Origin of the sequence: Bradyrhizobium sp. cir1 (assembly GCF_014198245.1) — a bacterium.
In the GTDB taxonomy this organism is placed as follows: Bacteria; Pseudomonadota; Alphaproteobacteria; order Rhizobiales; family Xanthobacteraceae; genus Bradyrhizobium.
Genome location: NZ_JACIHE010000040.1, coordinates 15,906 through 39,271 on the forward strand (window position 1 = coordinate 15,906; position 23,366 = coordinate 39,271).

Below are 23,366 nucleotides of genomic sequence, written 5' to 3' on the forward strand. Positions count from 1 at the left end.
AGCATTCCAGCATCAATGGCAATAAGGCATATCCAGTGTCTCTACGACAGGTCGGCAGCCGCGTCGCGGATAAAGATGTCGCGTTTGCCGAGGGCGGCCTCGCTCAGATGCCCAGAGTGAGCTGCGGCTCCGCATCGTCCCCGTCCTGGAGGGAGGACAGCGACACGCCCAACAGCCTGACGCGCTTCGGCAGCGGCATCTCGGCTTCAAGCAGGCCGCAGGCCAGCCGATCCAGCTCATCCCGGCCTGCAACCGCCGCAGTAACCGACCTGCTGCGTGTGATGATCTCGAAGTCGGCAAACTTGATCTTCAGGGTGACGGTGCGGGCGCGGTTGCCGGTCGTCTCGCAATGGCGCCAGACCTTGCCGACGAGTGGCTTGAGCTCGGCGACTAGCGCGTCGAATGCGTCGAGGTCGGCCTGGAATGTGGTCTCCGCCCCGATGGACTTGCGAATCCGGTTGGCCCGGACCGGCCGCTTGTCGACGCCGCGCGAGATCCAGTAGTAATAAGCGCCCGATTTGCCGAAATTCGCGTTCATGAACTCCAGCGACTGGTTGCGGATGTCGAGGCCGGTGAACAGGCCGAGCGCGTTCATCTTCGCAGCCGTCGCCGGACCGATGCCATGGAACTTGCCGACAGGCAGCGTCTCGACGAAGGCCGGTCCCATCTCCGGCGAGATCACGAACTGGCCGTTGGGCTTGCGATGATCGGAGGCAAGTTTTGCCAGAAACTTGTTGTAGGAGATGCCGGCCGAAGCGTTGAGGCCCGTCTCTGATTTGATCTTCTCGCGAATCCGCAAGGCGACGTCCCGCGCCAGCGGGATGCCTTGCAGGTTTTCGGTCACGTCGAGATAGGCTTCATCCAGCGACAACGGCTCGATGACCGGCGTGTGCTCGGCAAAGATCTCGCGGATCTGCCTGGAGATCGCCTTGTAGATCTCGAAGCGCGGCTTGACGAAGATCAGGTCGGGGCATTGCCGCTTCGCCGTCACCGACGGCATCGCCGAGCGCACGCCGAACTTGCGAGCCTCATAGCTGGCGGCTGCGACGACGCCGCGTTCCGCGGAGCCTCCGACCGCGACCGGCTTGCCGCGCAGCTCGGGATTGTCGCGCTGTTCCACGGACGCATAGAAAGCATCCATGTCGATATGGATGATCTTGCGCACGGGCGAGGCCTCGCCCGTCACCGTGTCGGAATCGCTCATGCGAGGATGATACAATCGCGCCGCAAGAAGCGCGAGGTGATGGATGCGTCAGTGGTCGTTGTTCGTCATCGCGGTGGCCGCATTTGCCGGCGTGCTCAATGCGGCCATCTGGCGTTCGAATTTTGGCGTTCGGCCTCGACGGGTTCAAAGAGCAATCTCGCCCTTGTGAGTGGCAAGCCCTGGGATGTGGTCCCATATGGGCCTGCGGAGGACAGCCCATGCAATACAGCTCCGAGCTCGTTCAGACGATGCGCCAGGCACTCGAGACCGTGATGGCGAGCGTGCCGGCCCATCAGTCGGTCTTCGGCCTGAAAGCGGCCGTCGCCGAATGCATCCTGAAGGCTGCCGCGCATGGTCAGACGTCATATGACGGGCTGGTGGCGTCGGCGTCGGACCAGGTCCAGTCGATTATTGCGATGCTGACGTGAGGGTGGCTAAGTCGCGCCTGATTTTGTGGTTCGACCTTTTGGTTCAGGGCCTCAGTATGGCCTGAATCGTTCGCCGCGAATCTCGCAAGATCGGTCTCGAGCCGCCGCTCTCGACGGTTCGCTCGCCCTCTTGATGGTGCCACTCCTGGAGAGATACTTCCCTCTCGCTGCGGTCGCAATCAAGGGTTGCGACTAAATGTCTTGCGACGTAAGCTATATACTCCTGTTAGGCGAGGTTGCCCGATATTACCATGCAACCATGATCAGCGGCGGTGCCCGTCCGTAGCGCGGTAACGCAGCCGAGATGATTGCCCCATTTTCGTCATTGCTTTTTATTCGGAGGAATTGCCATGGCTGTACGCGAGCTTTCACCCAAATCGTCCATTTCCCTGCAGATCATGGAAGACATCGCACCCGGCGGTGACGTGTTTGCGATCGTCCAGCCGCTGGCCGCTCCGCGACGCGTGGTGAGCAGGGCCGCAGGGGCGGATCCCGAGGCCGCAGTGATCGTCGAGGCTGACGAGGGTACGGACATCGCTCCGCTGCTCGCGCGCGCGGAGGCGAAGCAGATCGCGGATCTTGGTGGCGGTCTCTATGCCGCGATCGTGCCGGTCAAGAAGGCGAGCATCGTCTACGAGCATGCCAACGTCAGGTTTGTTGAGGCACAAAAGCAAAAGAGAACCATGCTGGAGAAAGCGCTTGTCGACGGCATGGTCGGGTTGCCGAGCAGTCGCAAGGTGACGGGTCGAGGCGACGGTGTCGTCGTCGGCATCATCGATTCCGGGTTCGATCTCTCGCACCCAGCCTTCCGCGATGGCAACAACAAACTGCGCGTCGATGCGCTGCTCGAGCAGAAATTCAATGGCACCACGTTCTCCACGCGAGAGTTTTCGACGGCGCAGCTCGAGGCCGGTTGGAACACCGGCGGCAACCGACCCGGCTTTGATGAGGATGGACACGGAACACACGTGGCCTCGATCGCCGCTGGCAGTCCGTTCAATGTCGTATCGGGCGTGGCGCCGGATGCACGATTCGTATTGGTGAAGACCGATTTCATTCGCCTGGCGGAGGCGACAAAATGGTGCTTCGACAAGGCTGACGGCCGTCCGGCCGTCGTCAACATGAGTCTCGGCGGTCATCACGGCGCCCACGACGGCGCGAGCGCGGAGGAGCGTGCGCTGGACAGGCTTTCCGGCCCCGGCCGGATCGTCGTGCTGGCGGCCGGCAACGAGCGCATTGACAACATTCACGTCGGCGCGCGCCTTGCCGAGGGCCAGACGGAAACCGCGACGCTGGACATGTCGACCGAAGAAGGCGGCATCACCATCGTCTGCTGGTACGGCAACAAGGACAGCTTCGACGTCTCGCTGGTCTCGCCGTCGGGGACGGTGATGGCGGCGCCGGGCATGAATCGGGAAGCGAAGTTCAACGCCAATGGGGCCCGGGTAACGATCGGAAGAACGGCCCAGACGCGGCATAAATCCGTCGAGGTTCTGATCGATGCCCGGATCAAATCGAGCACCGACTTGAGCGACTTCAAGGGATGGAAGCTGCGTGTGACCTGCACCAAGGCTGAACCGGGACGGTTCGATGCCTGGATCACCGGCAACGGCCGCTTTCGCGACGGCGCGTTCGTGGAGTCTGCGCGCACCATCGGTCTGCCCGCGACGGCCACCCGAGTCATAGCCGTGGCCAGTCACGTCACCAAGAATGCATGGAGGTCCGATGACGGGCCGCAGACCGCGCCCGCTGCGGTGGTCGGTCGTTCCAGCCGTTTCTCCAGTCGCGGGCCGACGCGTGACGGGCGCGAGAAACCCGAGATATCGGCGCCCGGTGAGATGATCACGGCGGCACTCGCGGCTGGTTCGGAAGAGGCGGAGAACAGCGAACGGGCCGGTACGCCGACGCGCACACTGACCATCGAAGGAACCAGCATGGCGACCCCCTTCGTTTCGGGCGTAATCGCGCTCATGCTGGAGCGGCGGCCCCAGCTTGATCCCGAAGGTGTGGTTGCGGCCTTGCAGGCGACGGCCGTCAAGGATGCGCACACGGGTCCGACCAACTGGACTCCCGAATACGGCCATGGAAAGATATCAGCGCAGGCTCTGGTCAATCATGTGAACCAGATGGCGCCTTCGGCTGTTGTCGTCACAGCGGCTGGCTCGCCCCTCGCCGACGCCGGGCAGGCCTATGCCAGACCCGCGGCCGCGCCGCAGGCGAAACGGGTTGGATCGGGTGGCAAGAAAAAGACCGGAGTAGCCCGGAAGGCAAAGAAAAAGCGCTAGCGCTAAGTCGGGATCCCGGAAGAAGGTCGGAAGATTCGGAAGATAAAGAAATGGCCCAGCGATCACCTTCCGACCCGGACATCGTTGCAGTCTATATCGAGCCGTCGCCGGGCGTTTCGGAGGAGCAGCTCCAGAACGCGATGAAGGCTGCAAAGGTGACCGATGTCAGCAGCCTGGTGCCGGGCATGTTCTCGGCACGGATGCCCGCGTCAAACATCGAGGCACTCAAGTCCGTCGCGGACGTGGAAGTGATGCAGAGAAAATTGCCGCGCTAGTCTATGCGTGGCGCGGAGCCCATCTCGGGCGGCAGCTAGAACTTACGTGGCGTCCGACAGGAGACTGGCGCACCCGACACGATTCGAACGTGTGACCTTTGCCTTCGGAGGGCAACGCTCTATCCAGCTGAGCTACGGGTGCTAGTCGAGGTTCATTTAGCTGATTGGCGCGGGGTGGGCAACCGCTTCTCGCCGCGCTGTGCTAGGCCGATTTGCGCCGGAAAGGGGCCGGAACCGCCGTGGCCTCCCGGCCGAGGGCCGCGAACTCGGCCAGCACCCGTTCGGCGCAGATGACGCGGTTGCGGCCGAGCCGCTTGGCCACGTAGAGCGCCTCGTCGGCCTCGGCCAGCAGCCGGTCGGGGCCGCCGTCGGCCGCGCCGGGGATGCGGCTGGCGACGCCGACGCTGAGGGTGACGTGCTCGCAGGCCCCATTGGCGCCATGGGCGATCGCTAAGGCCATCACGGCGACGCGGATCTCCTCGGCGATGACGCAGGCACTGTCACAATCCATGTCCGGCAGGATCAGCGCGAATTCCTCGCCGCCATAACGGCTGGCGAGGTCGAGCGGGCGCACGGCATGGCGGCTGACGACGGACGCGATCGTGCGCAGGCACTCGTCACCGGTCTGGTGGCCGTGGTGGTCGTTGAACAGCTTGAAATGATCGACGTCGACGAACAGCAGCGCCATCGGCTTCTGCGTGCGCTGGGCGCGGGCCCATTCGCTCATCAGCATCTGGTCGAACGAGCGGCGGTTCGATAGGCCAGTGAGCCCGTCCTTGGTGGCGAGCTCCTTCAGCGCCATCTCGGCGCGCTTCTGGTCGGTGAGGTCGCGTAGCGTCTCCACCACCGCGATCAGCTGGCCGGCCTCGTCGTGGATGGGGCCGGCGTCGATGGCGAGATACAGCTGGCTGCCGAGCTTCGGCATCACGCACCAGTTCTCGGCGGAAAAGCCGAGCCCGTTATGGCCGCGCGCCGCATATTCCGAATAGAACTCCGGCAGCTGCTCGGGACGGTCGAGCGCGACAAGGTCGGCAAGGCAGGGGCGCCTGGTTTCATAGAAGGCCTGCCAGTGCTTGCTGGTGCCGATCACCTCGGAGGCGGCGACGCCGGTCAGCCGCTCGCAGGCCCTGTTCCAGATCACGACGCGGCGCTTCGGGTCGATCACGAAGGTCGGCACCACCAGGTGCTGCATCAGCCGTGCGGCATAGGAATCCGCAGCGTCGACGGCCTTTGCCGGCGTTTTGCCTGGCTTCGTCATCAGGCCACCGCCGCCACCGGCGCGGCAGCGCCGGGGCCGAACAGTTTTCGCACATCGGTGGCCGGCTTCGGCGCGCTGAACAGATAGCCCTGCATCTCGGTGCAGCCGAGGTTACGCAGCATCTCGCGCTGGGCCTCGGTCTCGACGCCTTCGGCGACCGTGGTCATGCTGCTGGCGGCGGCGATGTTCACCACCGCCTGCACGATGACGGGCGCGCCGCCGGTCTCGGCGATGTCGGCGACGAAGCAGCGGTCGATCTTGATCTTGTCGAACGGGAAGCGCTTGAGGTAGCTGAGCGAGGAATAGCCGGTGCCGAAATCGTCGAGCGCGATGCGTACGCCGATCGAACGGAGCTGGTGCAGGATCGACAGCGCCGCCTCGTCGTCGCGGATCAGCACGGCCTCGGTGATCTCGAGCTCGAGCCGGCGCGGGTCGAGCCCGGAGGCGGCGAGCGCACTGGCGATCCTGAGTGCCAGCGTGTTGCATTTGAGCTGCACCGGCGAGACGTTGACAGCAACCCGTATATGCGCCGGCCAGGTCGCGGCTTCGTTGCAGGCCATGCGCAGCACCCAGTCGCCGAGCTCGTTGATGAGGCCGGTATCCTCGGCGATCGGAATGAACTCCGCCGGCGACACCATGCCGCGCTCGGGGTGGCGCCAGCGCAGCAGCGCCTCGCAGCCGGAAACCGCGCCCGAGCGCAGATCGACCAGCGGCTGATAGTGGATCTCGAAGCCGCCGTTCACCAGGGCCTGACGCAAATCCTGCTCCATGGTCAGGCGCGCCTTGGCGCTCGCATCCATCTCCGGCTCGAAGAAGCGGTGGGTGCGGCGGCCCTCAGCCTTGGCGCCGTACATCGCGAGGTCGGCGTTCTTGATGAGCTGGTCGAGATCGGCTCCGTCCTGCGGCGCCAGCGCAATGCCGATGCTCGCGTCGGTGGAGAGCTGGTGCCCGAGGCAGTGATAGGGCTGCCGGATCGCCTCGTAGATCCGCGTCACGAAGGACAGCACGTCAGCTGAGGACTGGACCCCGGTCTGGATCACCGCGAATTCGTCGCCGCCGAGCCGCGCGATCAGATCGCCCTTCTTGAGGCAGCCGCGCAGGCGGGTCGCGATCGCCTTCAGCAACTCGTCGCCGACGTGATGGCCGAGCGAATCGTTGATGCCCTTGAACTCGTCGACGTCGATATAGAGCAGCGCGAACTGCGCGCCGCTCGCGACCTTCGCCAGCTCGCGCTCGATCTGCTCGCGGAACAGCGTGCGGTTCGGCAGGTCGGTCAGCGCATCGTAATGCGCCATATGCGCGATCTTCTCGTGGTCGCGCCGCCGCTCGGTGACGTCCTCGACGACGTTGATGATGTAGCGCGGCTCGCCGGATCTGTCGCGGATGCCAATCCGGGTCGAGGTGATGTAACGCCGTCCGGCGGTCGGGGTGTTCCAGATGTGTTCGTCGAGGAATAGCCCGCCCGGCGATTGCAGGAGCCTGTCGTCATCCCGGGTGATGGTCTCGGCGGTCCCCGTGGGGTAGAGGTCGAACGCGGTCTTGCCGACGATCGTCTCGGGGGACTCGGCGAGCTGTTCCTCGGCCACCTGGTTGGCCAGGAGGTAGCGCCGCGTGCGGGCGTCCTTCACGGTGATTCGCGACGGGATATGGTCGATGATCTCGCGCAGGAAGGTATGGTTGCGGTCGCGCTCCTGCTCCAAATTGCGGCGCTCGGTGATGTCCTCGATCGTGGCGACCCATCCGCCCTGCGCGAGCGGCGTGTTGATGACCTGGAAGGCGCGGCCGTTGGCCAATTGATGGGTTAGCGTGGAGACTGTGCCTTCGGCGACCATCCTCATGACGTCGGCGCAAAATTCCTCGACGTCGCCGTCGAACGCGTTGCGCTCCTTGCGATGATACATCGCCTCACGGATGTGGCAGCCGGGCTTGATGACGTCGTGGGAGAGGCCGAACATGTCGGCGTAGCGGCGGTTGCAGGTGACGATGTAGCCGGCAGCGTCGTACAGGACCAGCCCTTGCGACATGTTGTTGAGGGCGGTGTCGAGCCGCAGCCGTTCCGCCTCGATCCGCTCCTGGGCCTCGCGGTTCTGCCGATGGATCTGGCGAATGATCAGATAGAGGATCAGCGCGATCACGGCGGCCGAAAGCGCGGCCGTGGTGACCATGAAGCCGGTCTGCTGCCGCCAGTCCGCAAGCGCTGCAGCCGTGGTGTTGGTGGCGACGATGACCAGCGGGAAATGCTTCAGTGACGCCGCCGAGCCGAGCCGCTCCTCGTGGTCGACCGGGCTCCTGACCCGAAGCGTGTGCTGGCCGCCCTTGGTCAGCACCTTCCGCATCAGCGGTGCATCCTTGAAGCTTCTGCCGATCAGCTCCTCGACGTGGGGGTAGCGTGCCAGCATCTTGCCTTCGCGGTCGAACAGCGCGATCGCCGTGCCCTCGGCAAGCGCCACGGATGCGAAATAGTTCTGGTAGCTGTCCGGGTCGATCCGTCGGACCATCGCGCCGAAGAAGGTGCCGTCGGTGCCGCGCAGCCGGCGTGCGACGACCGTGGTCCATTTGCCGATGATGAAGCTGCGGACCGATTCCAGGATGACCGGCTCGGCCATCGGATCGGATTTGAGCGTCTGGAAATAGGCGCGCGAGGAAATATTGATCTTCGGCAGCGGCTGGGCCCGCGACCAGTTGATGAGTTCTCCGTCGGCATCGTAGATCGCGATGTCGCCGAGATAGGAGATGGAGCTGATCTTGCTGCGCAGCATCTGGTTCGCCGCAAGGCCCGACATGCGCTCGCGGAACATTGCGGGCGAAGTGATCTCCGGCAAATTCATCTGCCCGATCAGATCGGCGGCAACGACATCGGAGTCTTCAAACTGCTGATCGAAGTGCCGCGCGATCAGCTGTACCGTGTTTTCCAGCTCGCGTTCGCGGTTGACCAAGGTCCGCTCGCGGAATTCGCCGACGGCCATGGCGGTCACGGCGAAGATGCCCGCGACCAGCAACACACCGCACAGGGTCAGCCACAGGACAGGGCCACACCGCGCCAAGGCCGCCCAGCCGTTTTTTGCGGCTAGGGACATTCCGGCTGCCATCGTGGACAAGACTTGGAGCATTCCCCCTCCCTGGAGCGACAGGAATACACCTCACAAATGGCGCAAAGCTTAGGAAAACCAGTTACCTAAGGATTAAATCAGGTTGCGCTGTCGCGCCCGTATGCCGCCGGACGCGAAGCACGTCGCAGTTGCGCTGCGCCCGCGGCAACCGCTGCGCTGCATCATTAATCGATGCTTAATGCGAGGGGCCCGCGGCCTTCTTGCCGCCGCCATGGCGCAGCCGTCCGACCACGCCGGTCGGAAAGAAGTAGACGCTGGCGATGAAGAGCAGCCCGAGCCACAGCAGCCAGCGGTCGGGATGCAGCAGCCCCGGCAGCAGCGGCAGGCCGGCTTCCGACGCCGCCTTGGAGGCGACGCCCATCAGCGACTGCAGATAGTTCTGGGCGAGGATGAAGATGGTGGCGCCGATGATCGCGCCGTAGATCGTGCCCATGCCGCCGATCACCACCATCAGCAGGATGTCCAGCATGATGGAGAAGCTCAGGGAGGTGTCGGGACCCGCATAGCGCAGCCACAGCGCGTTCAAAATGCCGGCGCTGGCGGCGACCAGCGCGGCGAGGCAGTTGGCGTAGGTCAGGTGGAAGACGGTGCGGAAGCCGAGCGCCTCGGCGCGAAAGCGGTTCTCGCGGATCGCTTGCAGCACGCGGCCGAACGGCGAGTTCACCACCCGCAGCAAAGCGAGAATCATCAGCGCCGAGATCGCGAACACCAGATAGAAGGTCAGGATGCGGCCGTTGATCTCGAAGCCGAACAGGTTCCTGGAGATCAGCACCGTGCCGGGGCGCAGCAGCTCCGGCAGCTGGAAGCTGCGCCCGTCCTCGCCGCCGGTCAGCCAGGACAGCTGCGAGGCGAGAACCTGGAAGGCGGAGGCGACCGCGAGCGTGATCATGGCAAAGAAGATCGCGGCCACCCGCAGCGAGAACAGTCCGATGGCGAGCGCAAGCAGGGCCGCAAGTGGCAAGCCGGTGGCGATGCCGGTTGCGACCGCCGCCCAGTTCGGGCCCATCCCGTAGAGCGCGATCGCGATGGCGTAGCTGCCGATGCCGTAAAACATGGTGTGGGCGAACGACACCGAGCCGGTATAGCCGAGCAGCAAATCGTAGGACGCCACCAGCGCGGCGAAGACGCAGATCTTGGCCGCGACGTTGAGTGCCTTGGCGCCCGGAAACAGGAATGGTGTCGCCGCCAGCGCCAGGATGATGACGATGAGAACAAGAGTAAGGACGCGGCTGCGCGGCGGATCGCCCGAGAGGATCATCATCGGCTGGTCACCGCATAGAGGCCGCGCGGCCGCCACATCAGAATGGCGACCATCAGCAGGATGTTGGAGACGAGGGCGAGCTTCGGCACCAGGAAGCCGCCGTAATTGGCGACCATGGCGACGAGGATCGCGCCGATGAAGCAGCCGCCGATCGACCCGAGCCCGCCGATGATGACGACGATGAAGATCAGGACGGTGAGGTCGTCGCTCATGGAGGCGTGCACCTGCTCGCGATACAGCGCCCACATCACGCCGCCGAGACCGGCCAGCGCCGATCCGGTCATGAACACGCCGAGGAACAGGCGGCGAATGCGATAGCCGAGCGCCTCGACCATCTCGCGGTTCTCGACGCCGGCGCGGATCAGCAGGCCGAGCTTGGTGCGGTTGAGCACGAGCTGGATCGCGATGAAGACGGCAAGCCCGATCAGCATCGCCAGCACGCGGTATTTGGCGATCGCGACATCGCCGAGGATGAAGGAGCCGCGCAGCGAGGCCGGCAGCGGCATCGGGATGATCTGCGGCCCCCACAGCGCATAGAGCGTCTGCTCGGCGACGATCAGGCCGCCGGTCGTCATCAGGATCTGCTTCAGATGCTGACCATAAACAGGCAGGATCAGCACGCGCTCGACGACGAGCCCGAGCGCGCCTGACACCGCCATCGAGAGCAGCGCGGCCGGGGCCAGCACCGCGAGGTTCATCCAGAGCGAATCCGCCTGGATGGACGCCGCGAACGGCGCCAGCACCAGCGTTGCGACATAGGCCCCGACGGCAATGAAGGCGCCGTGACCGAAATTGAGCACGTCCATCAGGCCGAACACCAGCGTTAGCCCTGAGGCCATGATGAAGATCATCATGCCCATGGCAAGGCTCGCGGCGGTCAGGGTCAGCCAGGAGCTGGTCGATCCGATCAGCGGGATCGTCAGAAGCGCGAGGGCGATCGGCAGCAGGACCGGCGCGATGTCGCGCTTCGGCTTCGGCAGCGGATCGGTTGCAGCAAGGTCAGTCACTGATGCGCCTCCAGGCTCAGGCCGAGCAGCCGCTCCTGCAGCGGCACGTCGGCGGCGAGCGCCGCCATCTCGCCACGATGGACGATGGTGCCGTTGTCCATCACCAGCACGTTGTCGCCGAGCTCGCGGGCGGCAAAGAAATTCTGCTCGACCAGCAGGATCGTCGCACCCTTGCGCTTGATCTCCTTCAGGCACTCGATCAGCGCCATGACGATCGCGGGCGCCAGCCCCTTGGTCGGCTCGTCGATCAGGAGCAGCTTGCGCGGCTCGATGATGGCGCGCGCGATCGACAGCATCTGCTTCTGCCCGCCCGAGAGGCTCCCCGCCCGTGACAGCCAGAACCGGCGCAGCGCCGGGAAGAAGCCGAAGATCCAGTCGAGCTGGGTGTCGTCGAGCGGCCCGTCGCGGGCCGCCAGCACCAGATTCTCCTTCACCGTCAGGTCGGAGAACACCGCCATGCTCTCCGGCACATAGCCGACGCCGAGCCGGGCGATGTCGGGCGTGGCGCAGCTTTCGATGCGCATCCCGGCGAGGCTGATCTCGCCGCTGGAGGCCTGCCACAGGCCCATGATGGTGCGCAGCGTCGTGGTCTTGCCGGCACCGTTGCGGCCGAGCAGCATCGTGACCTGTCCTTGCGGAACGGCGAGGTCGATGCCCTGAAGGATGTGGTACCGCCCGATATGGGTGTGCACGCCGGAGAGCTTCAGGAGATCGCTCATGCGGCACTCCTTGGCGCGACGCCGAGATAGGCTTCCTGCACGATCGGCGAGGCGATCACCTCGGCAGGCGGGCCATCTGCAACAAGTTGTCCGTTGTGCAGCACGATGATGCGGTCGGCGAGCGAGCGCACCACGTCCATCTTGTGCTCGACGAGGAGGATGATCTTGCTCTTGTCCTGCTTGAGCTGCGCGATCAGGTTGAGCACGACAGGCACCTCGTCGATGCTCATGCCGGCAGTCGGCTCGTCGAACATGAATACCTTCGGCTCCAGCGCGATCATCAGGGCGACCTCGAGCTTGCGCTGGTCGCCATGCGACAGCGCGGTCGCGGCGACGCCGCGGCGGCTGCCGAGCGCGACCTGGTCGAGGATGGCATCCGCGCGCGCGATCAGGTCGCCGCGCACCATCCAGGGCCGCACCATGTCGTAGTGGGTGCCGTTCGCCGCCTGCACCGCGAGGCGGACGTTCTCTTCGACCGAGAGATTCGGAAAGAGATTGGTCAGCTGGAAGGCGCGGCCAAGTCCCGCGCGGGTCCGCATCGGCGCTGAATGCTGGGTGATGTCGGTGCCGTCAAACAAGACGCTGCCGCTCGATGCACGCAGCTGGCCCGAGATCAGATTGAAATAAGTGGTCTTGCCGGCGCCGTTCGGCCCGACGATGGCGGTGAGCTCGCCCGGGCGGAACGTGCAGGTGACGTTATTGACTGCGACATGCCCGCCGAAGCGGATGGTGAGGTCGCGGGTTTCGAGGGTGAGCGTCATGGGTTTTAAGCGTGTCGGCTGGTTGTGACACCTCTCCCCGGAGGGGAGAGGTCGATTTGCTCCTGGCGATGCGAAGCATCGTCCAGTGAAAATCGGGTGAGGGGGCTCGGGTCCCACAAGAGAGCGGGACCCCTCACCCGCGCCTTCGGCGCGACCTCTCCCTATGGGAGAGGTGAAGCGCTCACCGCTTGTTGCGGACGGGAACGTCCATGTCCTCGATCTTCAGCTCGCGCACCGGCTCGAGCACGGCCCAGGCGACGTTCGGATCGACCTTGACCTTGAAGTGATACATGCTCTGCAGCGCCTGATGGTCTTCTTTGCGGAACACCATCTTGCCCTTCGGCGTGTCGAACTCCAGGCCTTCCATCGCCGTGATCAGCTTCTCGGTGTCGGTCGACTTGGCCTTGGTGACGGCGGCGACGACGGACATCGCGGCGGCGAAACCGCCCGCGGTGAAGAAGTCCGGCGGCGCCTTGAAGCGCTTCTGGTGCTCGGCGACCAGCCAGTCGTTCACTGGGTTCTTCGGGATCTCGTAGAAATAATAGGTTGCCCCTTCCATGCCGGGCAGGCCCTTATAGGCGGCGAGCGCCGGCAGGATGTTGCCGCCGGTGGAGAGCTCGATGCCGTAGCGCTTCGGGTCCATGTCCTGGAGTTTTGCCAGCGGATTGCCGGCGCCGGCCCAGATCACCCAGATCACCTTGCGGCCGGGCTTGTCCTTCAGCGCGTCGAACAGGCGCTGGCCGACGGCAGTGAAGTCGGTGGTCGAAGTCGGGGCGTATTCTTCGGCGGCCAGCGTCGCGCCGGTCTTGGCCAGCGCCTCCTTGAAGGCGGCGACGCCGTCGCGGCCGAAGGCGTAGTCCTGCGCCAGCGTTGCGACGGTGACGCCCTGCTTGCCGATCGCGACCGCGTTGGAGATCGCGTCCTGCGACGAGTTGCGCGCGGTGCGGAAGATGTAGCGATTCCACTTCTCGCCGGTAATCTGGTCCGCGACGGCGGGCTCGACAATCAGGATCTTCTTGTTCTCTTCGGCGACCGGGAGAATCGCCAGCGCCGCAGCCGACGAGGTCGTGCCGATGGCGATGTCGGCCTTGTCGTCCTGATAGGCTTCGGCGAGCGCGGCCTTCGCAAGGTCCGGTTTGCCCTGGTCGTCCTTGGTGATGACGACGATCTTGCGACCGTCGAGCGTCATGGTGCCCTTGGTGGCGTATTCAAAACCCATCTGCAGGCCGGTCTCGGTCTGCTTCGCATAGGCCTCGAGCGGACCGGTCTTGCCGTAGATCAGCGCGACCTTGAGGTCGTCGGCCCGTGCGGAGGTGCTCGCGGCGAGGGCGAGGATGGTTGTTGTTATGATGAGTGATCGACGCACGATGGTCCCTCCTGATTCAAAGTTTCTCTGCAATAGCGATTTGCACAACACTACGAACATTGCAATTGAACCTCCGGCCGAGCGTGTCGGCCTTTTCGAGCATGCATCATTTTTGGGCCCGCCGCACGGTCTGCGATAATTCGGCCCCCTCGGCCTGACGTCGATCCGACTGCGCTTCCTCCGCGCTCTCGAAAATATGCGGCGCGACGCCGCGCTTCTCCAGGGCTTCGCCGAGCTTGATGCGCAGGAAGCCCGACGTGGTGTAGCGCGACACGCCGGAATAGAAGCGGTCGACCAGGCTGCGTACCATGGCCGAATAGTCGTCCATCAGCTCCGGCAGGATGGAAAAGTTGTCATAATTGACGATGGCGTAGACCCGGCGGCCGAGCGGTGCGAGCCTCGCCTCGACGATCGCTGCGATGGTGTCGATCTCCGCCTTGCTGCGCAGCGGATAGCGCTCCAGATTGACGAAGAACAGGTTCTGCTGCTCGTCCAGCGTGAAGCGCTGGTCGAGCGGGATGGTGAGCAGGCGCTCGCGCAGCTCCATGGGGCCGTCGCGGAAGATGCGGGCGTCCATCAGCGCAGGATCGCGCGGGATCAGCGGCTTGAAATCCATCAGGCGCAGGATGTCGCGCTCGATGTCGATGCCGGGGGCGACTTCCGTGAGCTCGATCCCGTCGGGCCTGAGCTCGAACACGCAGCGTTCGGTGACATAGAGTGTGCGTTGCTTGCGCGCGGCGGCGAACGGGCCGCTGAAGGTGACGTGCTCGACGCTACCTACGAACTTGCGCGACTTCGCCTCATCGAGGATGACGAGCTTGCCGTCATTCACCGCAATGCGCTGCTTGCCCGCGCCGAAGGTGCCGACGAAGACGACCTCCTTGGCGTTCTGGCTGATGTTGATGAAGCCACCGGCGCCGGCAAGCTTCGGCCCGAACTTGCTGACATTGAGGTTGCCGGCGCGGTCGACCTGGGCCAGGCCGAGGAAGGCGGCATCTAAACCGCCGCCGTCGTAGAAGTCGAACTGATAGGGCTGGTCGATCACCGCCTGGGTATTGATCGCCGCGCCGAAATCGATCCCGCTCGCCGGGATGCCGCCGATCACGCCCGGCTCCGCCGTCAGTGTGATGAGGTCGATGATGCGCTCTTCGTTCGCGACCGAGGCGATCCCCTCGGGCATGCCGATGCCGAGATTGACGACGCTGTTGGCCTTGAGCTCGAGGGCGGCGCGCCGGGCAATGATCTTGCGCTCGCTGACCGGCATCACCGGCAGGGAGGCGGCGCGGACGCGGATCTCGCTCGAGAACGCCGGATTGTATTGCGTGCCGAAGGTCTGCCAGTGGTTCTCAGGCTTCGACACGACGACGCAGTCGACGAGGATGCCGGGGATCTTGACCTGGCGCGGATTGAGGCTGCCGCTCTCGGCGACGCGCTCGACCTGGGCGATGACGATGCCGCCGGAATTATGCGCCGCCATGGCGATGGCGAGCGCCTCCAGCGTCAGCGCCTCCCTCTCCATGGTGAGGTTGCCGTCGGGATCGCCGGTCGTGGCGCGGATGATTCCGACGTCGATCGGGAACGTCTTGTAGAGCAGGCACTCCTCGCCGCGCAGCGTAATCAGCTCCACCATGTCCTCGGTGGTGCGCGCGTTCAGCTTGCCGCCGCCATGCCGGGGATCGACGAAGGTGCCCATGCCGACGCGGGTGATGTGACCGGGCCGGCGCGCCGCGATGTCGCGGAACAGATGGGTGATCACGCCCTGCGGCAGATTATAGGCCTCGATCTGGCCCGCGATCGCGAGCTGCTGCAGCTTTGGCGCAAGGCCCCAGTGCCCGCCGATCACGCGCCGGACCAGCCCTTCGTGCGCGAAATGGTTGAGGCCGCGCTGCTTGCCGTCGCCTTGTCCGGCCGCATAGACCAGCGTCAGGTTGCGCGGCTTGCCCTGCGTGTAGGGCGCATCGCCCTCGTGGGAGAGATAGAGCTCCTCCAGCGCGATCGCGATCTCCTCGGCGAAGCCGATGCCGACAAAGCCGCCGGTGGCGACGGTATCGCCGTCACGGATCAGCATGACGGCTTCCGCCGCGGTGACGACTTTGCCCTTCTCGGAATTGCGCAAATAGGGCAAGGCAGGATGCTGGCTCATGGCATTCCCTCCCATGTCTGTTGCGGACCGCATGCCCGTTCTTCTCGCTTGCCTCTATTCGTATCGCGTGGAGCGGCTGGCGACCAGCCGCTCCGGCGTCGCGGGGGGCCGCACTCAGCCCGTTCAGGGCTGGGCGACCTTGCGTGTCTCGGTGGCGAAATAGACCGAGACGACGGTGATCAGCGCCAGCGCGATCATGTAGAGCGAGATCGGCCAGGTCGCCGGTGCGTAGGCCGTCATCAATCCCGTCGCGATCAGCGGCGACAGCGCACCGGCAAAGATCGAGGCGAGGTTGTAGCCGAGCGAAACGCCGCTATAGCGCACCTTGGTGCCGAACAGCTCCGACAGGAAGCTCGCCTGCGGCCCATACATCGCGGCGTGGCCGATGGCGAGGCCGAGCACGATCGCGATCCAGGCATATTGCGGGTTCTTGGTCGCGAGCAGCATGAACAGCGGGAACGACATCAGCGCCGAGAATACCGCGCCGAAAATGTAGATCGGCCTCCGTCCGAGGCGGTCGGAGAGCGCGCCGAAGGCGGGGATGGTGAAGGTCTCGATCGCCGCGCCGATCAGCACGCCGTTGAGCATGTCCTGCTTGTTCATGCCGAGCGATTGCGTGGCATAGGCGAGCACGAAGGTCGCATAGATATAGAAGAAGCCGTTCTCGGCGAAGCGCGCGCCCATCGCGAGCAGGATGTTCTTGGGATACATCCTGATCGCCTCGAGGATCGGCATCTTCACTTCCTGCTTGGTGTCCTTGACCTTCTGGAACTCCGGCGATTCCGCGATGGTGAAGCGGATCCACAGGCCGACCAGCACCAGCGCGATCGAGAACAGGAACGGGATGCGCCAGCCCCAGGCATAGAGCTGCGCATCGGTCAACATGGCTGACACCACCGAGAAGACCAGCGTGCCGAGTACGAGGCCGAGCGGCGCCCCGAGTTGCGGCCAGCTGCCGTAAAAGCCCTTCTTGTCCGCAGGCGCATGCTCGACCGCCATCAGCACCGCGCCGCCCCATTCGCCGCCAAGGCCAAAGCCCTGGATCAGGCGGCAGGTCACGAGCAGGATCGCGGCCCAGATGCCGGCTGTCTCATAGGTCGGCAGGAAGCCGATCGCCGCGGTCGCCGCGCCCATGATCAGCAGCGTCAGATAGAGCATGGTCTTGCGGCCGATCTTGTCGCCGTAATGCCCGAACACGACGCCGCCGAGCGGGCGCGCGATGAAGCCGAGCGCGTAGGTCGCGAACGCCAGCAGCGTTCCCATCATCGGGTCGAAGGTCGGAAAGAACAGCTTGTTGAAGATCAGCGCCGCGGCGGTGCCGTAGAGGAAGAAGTCGTACCACTCGATCGCCGTGCCGATCAGGCTCGCGGTGGCGACCGTGACGTGCGATGGCTGTCTCGTCTGAAGCTGATGGACCGAGATCGCTTCACTCATCTTGCGTCCTCCCTGGTTGCGAATGCGCATGTGCAGCATGCGTCATTGTGCAAAGCGAAGAGCAAGCTCCGCGCCAGATGCCACAGGTTTGCGCAAATTGGCTGAAAACCCAGCAGATTCAGCGGCAGTGACGGGACAGAGCTGCAATGCGCCATGTCCGGAATCCGAGACTCCGGACACTCCGAGTCTCGAAACTCAGACGGAAGCCGGTCCAGCGGCGAGGCCGAACTTGGCGAGCTTCTTGTAGAAGGTCGCACGCGAGATCTGCAGCATCTTGGCGGCCTCCGAGATCTGGCCGTTGCTGGCGGCGAGCGCCTGCTCGAGCGTGTGCTTCTCGAACTCGGCCTCGGCCTCGGCATAGGGCACCACCGTTCCGGCCGGCCGCTCGGGCGGTGCAAGCCTGGCCTCGGTGCCAACAGGGAGAATGCGGACGAAGTCGTCGCCGGTCAGCCGCCCGGAATCGCTGAGGATCAGCGCGCGCTCGAGGATGTTGCGGAGCTCGCGGACATTGCCCGGCCAATCATAGCGGGCGAGCGCGGCGAGCGCGCTCGGCGTGATCTTGGCCTTGACGTAGTCGCCGGACGCGCTGATGTCGTCGAGCAACCGGGCGCAGATGTCGGGGAGATCGTCCAGGCACTGGCGCAGCGGCGGCAGGTCCACCGAGAGCACGTTGAGGCGATAGTAGAGATCGGCGCGAAATGCGCCGTCGCTGACGCGCTTGCGCAGGTCCACATTGGTCGCGGCGATGACGCGGACGTCGACCTTGCTGATCTTGTCCGAGCCGAGCGGCTCGATCTCGCGCTCCTGCAACACGCGCAGGAGCTTTGCCTGGAGCTGCAGCGGCATCTCGCCGATCTCGTCGAGGAACAGCGTGCCGCCGTCGGCGACCCGGAATTTGCCCTCGCGCCCCTTGCGGTCGGCGCCGGTATAGGCCCCGGGCACGGTGCCGAAGAATTCCGACTCGATCAACGTTTCCGGGATCGCGGCGACATTGACGCTGACGAACGGCTTGTCGGCGCGGGAGGAGGCGTTGTGGATCGCCTGCGCCAACATTTCCTTGCCGGTGCCGGTCTCTCCGGTGAGCAGAACGGTGACGCTCTGGCGCGCAGCACGCGCTGCAAGCTCCTTGGCCTGTGCGATGCCCGCGGTTGCGCCGACATAGTCATCGAAGGTGAACCGCGCGGCGCGCGCATGCGACAATTGGCGTCGCGCCAGCCGCAGATCGTTCTCGAGCTGGGCGACGCGCCCGAGCAGCGGCTTCAGGCCCTCGAGGCGATCATAAAGCACGAAGCCGATCGCGCCGATGATGTTTCCTTTCTCGTCCTCGATCGGCATCCGGGTTACGACGAGTTGCTGGCCGCCGAGCTCCATGATGTCGAGGATGATCGGCTCCCCCGTTTCGACGACCCTTCGCATCAGGCTGTTGGGGATGACCTCTTCGATCGGGCGGCCGAGCGCTTCGGATTCATGCGAGAGGCCAATCGCGGTGACATATTTTTCGTTGACATACACCACGCGTCCGCTGCGATCGATTGCGATGGCGCCCTCGCACAGATGCTCGAGCCGCCCGAACAGCGTCTCCATGGCACGTGCGCGGATATAGGCGGGGTCGCTGACGACGGAGACGGGGACGGACATGGCGTGCCTCGCGGGAAGCCCGCCTGTGTATTACCAAAAGGCCAATAATTTCAAAGGGGGAATTGAGGGTTGCACCGTTCGCAATCTATCCACCGTCACCCTGAGGTGGCCGCTTCTTCAGCGGCCCTCGAAGGGCGACGGCCCGGCTGCATCTCGGCCGTTCATCCTTCGAGGCTCGACCCGCGATGCGTTCGCATCGCGGGTCTCGCGCCTCAGGATGACGGAACGCAGATCCTGGAGCATCCCTACCTTCGATACCCGCTCGCCCGCGAATAGCCCTGGCGGTTCTGCTGCATCGGGCGGCTCGCGATGCTGGGGCGCGACTCGCTGGAGACCGGCGTTGCGAGCTTCAGCTCCTCCAGGAAGATCGGGCGGGAGAAATAATAGCCCTGCGCGTAGCGGATCTTGGTCGCGGCCTGCAGATAAGCCAGCTCCTCGTAGGATTCGAGGCCTTCGGCGATCACGGTCATGCCGAGCGCCTCGCTCAAGGATTCGATCGCGCGCAAGATGCCCTGGCTGCGCGGGCGCTTGTGGATATCAGTGATGAAGGAACGGTCGATCTTGATCTCGTCCGCGGTGATGTCGGCGAGTGCCGAAAGCGAGGAATAGCCGGTGCCGAAATCGTCGATCGAGATGCCGACGCCGAGCTTGCGAAACATCGGCAGGATCTCGGCCTGGAAATGATTCTTGGCGACGAAGGCGTCTTCCGTCACCTCGATCATGAAGCGCTGGGGAAAGCCGGTCTCCTCCAGGGCCAGCGCGAAGCTGCGCATGAACTCGGGATTGCCGGCCCGCTTGGCGGCGACGTTGATGCTGATGGACGCTTCCGCGCCGAAGGTGTCGTTGATCAGGTCGATCGACTTGACGATCTCGGCGAGCACGAGATGGGTCAGCTCGTCGATCAGCCCGAGCTCGCCGGCGAGGTTGATGAACGAGCCCGGCGCCTGGATCACGCCTTCGTCGTCGCGCAGGCGCACCAGGGCCTCGATGCCCTTCACGGCCTGCGTGCGGATGTCGACCTTGGACTGGAAGGCGCAGCAGAAGCGCTTTTCCAGGATGGCGAGCCGCAGCGACTGCTCGATCTTGCTCCGCGCCAGCGCCTCGCGCTCCATGCTGGCGTCGAAGAACGCAGCCAGTCCCTTGCCGTTGTTCTTGATGCGGTACATCGCGATGTCGGCGTTCTGCCGCAGCGTCTCGAAGCTGCGCCCGTGGTCGGGATAGAGGCTGATGCCGACCGAGGTCGAGGCAAACACTTCCGAATGGTCGATGAAGAACGGCGCGGTCAGCCGCTCCAGCGTCGATTGCATGAACTCGGCGACTTCCTCCTGGCTCTGGATCGGAGAGAGCAGCAGCAGGAATTCGTCGCCGGAGATGCGCGACAGCATGTCGGAATCGCGCAGGTCGCGCCCGAGCCGCTTCGACAGCTCGACCAGCAGTGCATCGCCCACGGCGTGGCCGTAATAGTCGTTGATGTGCTTGAAATTGTCGACGTCGAGAAAGGCGAGCGCGAAGCGCTCGCTGCTGCGATCGCCCGCGAGCAGGCTGTTGGCGCGATGCTCGATCACGCGGCGCGAGGGCAGGCCGGTCAGCTCGTCGAAATAGGCCGAGCGGAACAGCTGGTCCTCGAAATTCTTCTGCTCGGTGATGTCGGAGGAGGCGGAGATCAGGAGCTCGCGTCCGGCGAGGCGAACGGGACGATGGGTCGTGAGCAGCACCTGGCGCGCGGCGCCGTCGTGAAGCGCTTCCTCGGTGACGACGGCCTGGCCGGCGCTCAACGCCTTGCGGCAGGCTTCGCGGCGCGGCGCCAGATCCGGCGAGGGACGGCTGCCGTCCATGCCGAGCTGAGCGGCCGCGGCATCGTTAACCAGCAGAAGCTCGCCATGGGCGTCCTGCACGGTCAGGCCGGCCGGCAGCATTCTAACGATTTCCTTGAGAAATCCGAGTTCGGCTTCGCTCGCGCCGGAATAATTGTTGTCGTTCATAGAAGTCATGAATCTTGTTGTTTCAGCGCGCCTTTGCAATGGACGCGATGTTGCGCAGTTCCCTCTTAAGTTTGGTTAAGGGTTCGGGAGAAATACGGGGGTGTTTTGCGATGATGCGACGCGCGCAGAAAATCGTCATTAACAGAGCGTCAACGGCACATGCGAAACTGCGAGCGGAGTGCGAATCTACTTTCGCTTGGTTGCGCGATCAGTCTTGTTTGAATCGATGCGCGCCCCGGGGGTCACCTCTCCCCGCTGGGGAGAGGTGACCCAATCGACCGAGTCTTGCTGTCAGTTGACGTCCTTGGGGATGCGGCATTGCATGATACAATGCAGCCCGGACTTGAGATAGGAGAGCTCGGTCCTGCCGTCGAAAGCCGAAAGTGCCGATTTCAGCAGCTTGGTGCCGAAGCCGGGTTCGGACACCTTGTCCACGCTCGGCCCTTCGGTTTCGTCCCAGGTGACGGTCAGGCGGTCCTCGCTGACGGTCCATGACACCTGCAACAGACCGCGCGGCGCGGAGAACGCGCCATACTTTCCCGCATTGGTGGCGAGCTCGTGAAACATCAATGACAACGTGACCGCGAGCTTCGGCGGCAGGAACAGCCGGTCGCCGTTGAGGCTAAAGCGGACATGGCCGTAGGGCCCGAGCTCGGAGATCAAGAGGTCACGGATATCGCAGCCCCCCTTGTCGATCCGCGAGATCAGGTCGTCGGTCGCGGCCAGCGAGCGCAGCCGCGGATCGATCCGGGCCCAGACCTGCGGCTGGTCGTGCAGCACCTGGTGAATCACGGCATGCACCGTCGACAGCTTGTTCTTCAGCCGGTGCTGGAGCTCGTCGACCAGAAGCTTGCGATAATCTTCTTCCTCGGTCAGGCGTTTGGCGATCCGGCGCTGCTCGATCAGGAGCGTGCGATAATGCTCGACGCCCCAGATGGTGAGCGCGCAGACCACCCAGTACAGCGCCAGCAGGGCAAAGCGCGCGCGATCGGCAAAGGCATCGCCGAAATTCACGACGACACCGAGCACGCCGCCGACGATCGCGGTCACGATGCCGATCCGGAAGCCGCCGAACGCAGCGGCAAAGAACACGGCGGGAAAATATGGGGTAAAATAGACGTCGGGCCGGACCTGCGCGAGGCCCCAGCGCACCAGCGTCGCAATCAGCAGGCAGGCGATCGCAAAGGCAATGCTCAGGCCGAGCGACGGCGGTGCCACGCCCTGCCAGCCTTTGCGGAACTCCTCGATCAGCTTCTCCATGCGCAGCCCGGTTGCGACGTGCGTTCGCCTTGAATGTTACGCATGTCGGGCGCGCAAGCAAAGCTTGCCTTGTTGCAAGCCGGCGGGAATAGTGACCGTCGCGGCGCCGACTGTCGCGGTGCCGTCGTCGATCGGTATTCGCCGTTTGGCGTCAAGGGGTTCGAAAGCAGGGACATTCCATGGGCAGGCTGGACGGCAAGGTGGCGGTGATCACGGGCGCGACGAGCGGGATCGGATTGCGGACTGCGGAAGTCTTCGTTGCCGAAGGTGCCAAAATTGTGATCGCCGGGCGGCGCATACCGGAAGGCGAGGCGCTGGCGCGGCAGCTTGGGGGCAACTGCGTCTTCCTCCAGACCGACGTGACGGTCGAAGCGCAGATGCAGGCGCTGATCGCGCTCGCGGTGGAGAAGTTCGGCCGCATCGATTGCCTGTTCAACAATGCCGGCGGCCCGGCGCAGACCGGCGGCATCGAGGGTCTCGAGGTCGAGCGCTTCGACGCGGCGATGGCGACGCTGGTGCGCAGCGTCATGCTCGGCATGAAGCACGCCGCGCCCTATATGAAGAAGCAGGGATCGGGCAGCATCATCAACAATGGCAGCATCGCTGGCCGCCTCGCCGGGTTCTCCTCGTCCGTGGTCTATGGCGCGGCCAAGGCTGCGGTGATCCATCTCACCAAATGCGTGGCGATGGAGCTCGGCGAGTCCAACGTGCGCGTCAACTCGATTTCGCCGGGCGCGATCGCAACCGGGATTTTCGGCAAGGCGCTGGGGCTCTCGACCGACGCCGCGGAGAAGACGCCGGCAGTGATGCGCGAGGTCTACAAGACCGCGCAGCCGATCCCGCGCGCTGGTCTTCCCGACGACATCGCCCATGCCGCAGTGTTCCTGGCGAGCGACGAATCCAGCTTCATCAACGGCCACGACCTCGTCATCGACGGCGCCATGACCGGCGGCCGCAACTGGAGCCAGCAGCAGCAGGGCTTGTCCGCGTTGCGCAAGGCGTTCGATCAGGGGGCGTAGTGGCTCCAGCGGCGGTGCCGTAGATGGGCAAAGGCGCGCTCTTCGCGCGCCGTGCCCACCATCGGCGTTCGAGCTCGGCGAGATAGGGTGGGCACGCTTCGCTTTGCCCACCCTACGAGACTGGGTTTCCGTCATTGCGAGGAGCCCTTGCGACGAAGCAATCCAGACTGTTTCCGCGGTGACAGTCTGGATTGCTTCGCTTCGCTCGCAATGACG

At 64.5% G+C, this 23,366-nt stretch carries 17 protein-coding genes and 1 tRNA gene; 4 read left to right on the forward strand and 14 right to left on the reverse strand.

Going from position 1 to position 23,366, the window contains the following annotated elements:
* Window positions 1–103 precede the first annotated feature (103 nt).
* The gene (dinB, locus tag GGD63_RS37935; protein WP_183250143.1) at window positions 104–1,204 is read right to left on the reverse strand and encodes a DNA polymerase IV; all 1,101 of its coding nucleotides are present in this window, start codon (window positions 1,202–1,204) and stop codon (window positions 104–106) included.
* 218 nt (window positions 1,205–1,422) lie between these two features.
* Between dinB and GGD63_RS37940 the strand changes: the two genes are divergently transcribed.
* The 3 genes from GGD63_RS37940 to GGD63_RS37950 all read left to right on the forward strand — a co-directional run bounded on the left by GGD63_RS37940 (window position 1,423) and on the right by GGD63_RS37950 (window position 4,192).
* Complete coding sequence (locus tag GGD63_RS37940; RefSeq protein WP_183250145.1) at window positions 1,423–1,632, forward strand: hypothetical protein; 210 nt, start codon at window positions 1,423–1,425, stop codon at window positions 1,630–1,632.
* 350 nt (window positions 1,633–1,982) lie between these two features.
* Window positions 1,983–3,917 (forward strand): S8 family serine peptidase, encoded by a 1,935-nt coding sequence (locus GGD63_RS40435; RefSeq protein WP_183250147.1) that lies wholly within the window; start codon window positions 1,983–1,985, stop codon window positions 3,915–3,917.
* A 50-nt stretch (window positions 3,918–3,967) separates the two neighbouring features.
* Window positions 3,968–4,192, forward strand: coding sequence for a hypothetical protein (locus tag GGD63_RS37950; RefSeq protein WP_183250149.1), 225 nt, complete (start codon window positions 3,968–3,970; stop codon window positions 4,190–4,192).
* A gap of 65 nt (window positions 4,193–4,257) precedes the next feature.
* Here GGD63_RS37950 and GGD63_RS37955 read toward each other — a convergent pair.
* The 13 genes from GGD63_RS37955 to GGD63_RS38015 all read right to left on the reverse strand — a co-directional run bounded on the left by GGD63_RS37955 (window position 4,258) and on the right by GGD63_RS38015 (window position 22,131).
* A tRNA-Arg gene (locus GGD63_RS37955) sits at window positions 4,258–4,334 on the reverse strand.
* A gap of 60 nt (window positions 4,335–4,394) precedes the next feature.
* Window positions 4,395–5,450, reverse strand: coding sequence for a diguanylate cyclase (locus tag GGD63_RS37960; protein WP_183250150.1), 1,056 nt, complete (start codon window positions 5,448–5,450; stop codon window positions 4,395–4,397).
* Window positions 5,450–8,560 carry an EAL domain-containing protein gene (locus tag GGD63_RS37965; RefSeq protein ID WP_183250152.1) on the reverse strand — a complete coding sequence of 1,037 codons (3,111 nt, stop codon included), beginning with the start codon at window positions 8,558–8,560 and terminating at the stop codon, window positions 5,450–5,452. Before GGD63_RS37965 ends, GGD63_RS37960 begins: the two co-directional genes overlap by 1 nt.
* A 175-nt stretch (window positions 8,561–8,735) precedes the next feature.
* Window positions 8,736–9,821, reverse strand: coding sequence for a branched-chain amino acid ABC transporter permease (locus GGD63_RS37970; protein ID WP_183250155.1), 1,086 nt, complete (start codon window positions 9,819–9,821; stop codon window positions 8,736–8,738).
* Complete coding sequence (locus GGD63_RS37975) at window positions 9,818–10,828, reverse strand: branched-chain amino acid ABC transporter permease (protein WP_183250157.1); 1,011 nt, start codon at window positions 10,826–10,828, stop codon at window positions 9,818–9,820. The genes GGD63_RS37970 and GGD63_RS37975 overlap by 4 nt, the downstream gene beginning before the upstream one ends.
* Window positions 10,825–11,547 (reverse strand): ABC transporter ATP-binding protein, encoded by a 723-nt coding sequence (locus GGD63_RS37980; RefSeq protein ID WP_183250159.1) that lies wholly within the window; start codon window positions 11,545–11,547, stop codon window positions 10,825–10,827. The genes GGD63_RS37975 and GGD63_RS37980 overlap by 4 nt, the downstream gene beginning before the upstream one ends.
* On the reverse strand, window positions 11,544–12,308 hold the full coding sequence (locus tag GGD63_RS37985) for an ABC transporter ATP-binding protein (protein ID WP_183250161.1): 765 nt from the start codon (window positions 12,306–12,308) through the stop codon (window positions 11,544–11,546). Before GGD63_RS37985 ends, GGD63_RS37980 begins: the two co-directional genes overlap by 4 nt.
* Window positions 12,309–12,489: 181 nt before the next feature.
* Entirely contained in the window at window positions 12,490–13,674 is a 1,185-nt protein-coding gene (locus GGD63_RS37990; RefSeq protein ID WP_183250163.1) for a substrate-binding domain-containing protein, read from the reverse strand.
* A 106-nt stretch (window positions 13,675–13,780) separates the two neighbouring features.
* Window positions 13,781–15,817, reverse strand: coding sequence for an acyl CoA:acetate/3-ketoacid CoA transferase (locus tag GGD63_RS37995; RefSeq protein ID WP_183250165.1), 2,037 nt, complete (start codon window positions 15,815–15,817; stop codon window positions 13,781–13,783).
* A 123-nt stretch (window positions 15,818–15,940) separates the two neighbouring features.
* Window positions 15,941–17,251 (reverse strand): MFS transporter, encoded by a 1,311-nt coding sequence (locus GGD63_RS38000; RefSeq protein ID WP_246785815.1) that lies wholly within the window; start codon window positions 17,249–17,251, stop codon window positions 15,941–15,943.
* A 195-nt stretch (window positions 17,252–17,446) separates the two neighbouring features.
* On the reverse strand, window positions 17,447–18,889 hold the full coding sequence (locus tag GGD63_RS38005; RefSeq protein WP_183250169.1) for a sigma-54-dependent Fis family transcriptional regulator: 1,443 nt from the start codon (window positions 18,887–18,889) through the stop codon (window positions 17,447–17,449).
* A gap of 245 nt (window positions 18,890–19,134) precedes the next feature.
* Window positions 19,135–20,871, reverse strand: a complete 1,737-nt coding sequence (locus tag GGD63_RS38010) for a bifunctional diguanylate cyclase/phosphodiesterase (RefSeq protein ID WP_183250170.1) — start codon at window positions 20,869–20,871, stop codon at window positions 19,135–19,137.
* 291 nt (window positions 20,872–21,162) lie between these two features.
* Complete coding sequence (locus tag GGD63_RS38015) at window positions 21,163–22,131, reverse strand: sensor histidine kinase (protein ID WP_183250172.1); 969 nt, start codon at window positions 22,129–22,131, stop codon at window positions 21,163–21,165.
* A 179-nt stretch (window positions 22,132–22,310) separates the two neighbouring features.
* On the opposite strand from GGD63_RS38015, the gene GGD63_RS38020 reads away from it, so the two are divergent.
* A complete protein-coding gene (locus tag GGD63_RS38020; RefSeq protein WP_183250174.1) occupies window positions 22,311–23,150 on the forward strand; it encodes an SDR family NAD(P)-dependent oxidoreductase in 840 nt (279 codons plus the stop codon).
* Window positions 23,151–23,366: the final 216 nt, after the last annotated feature.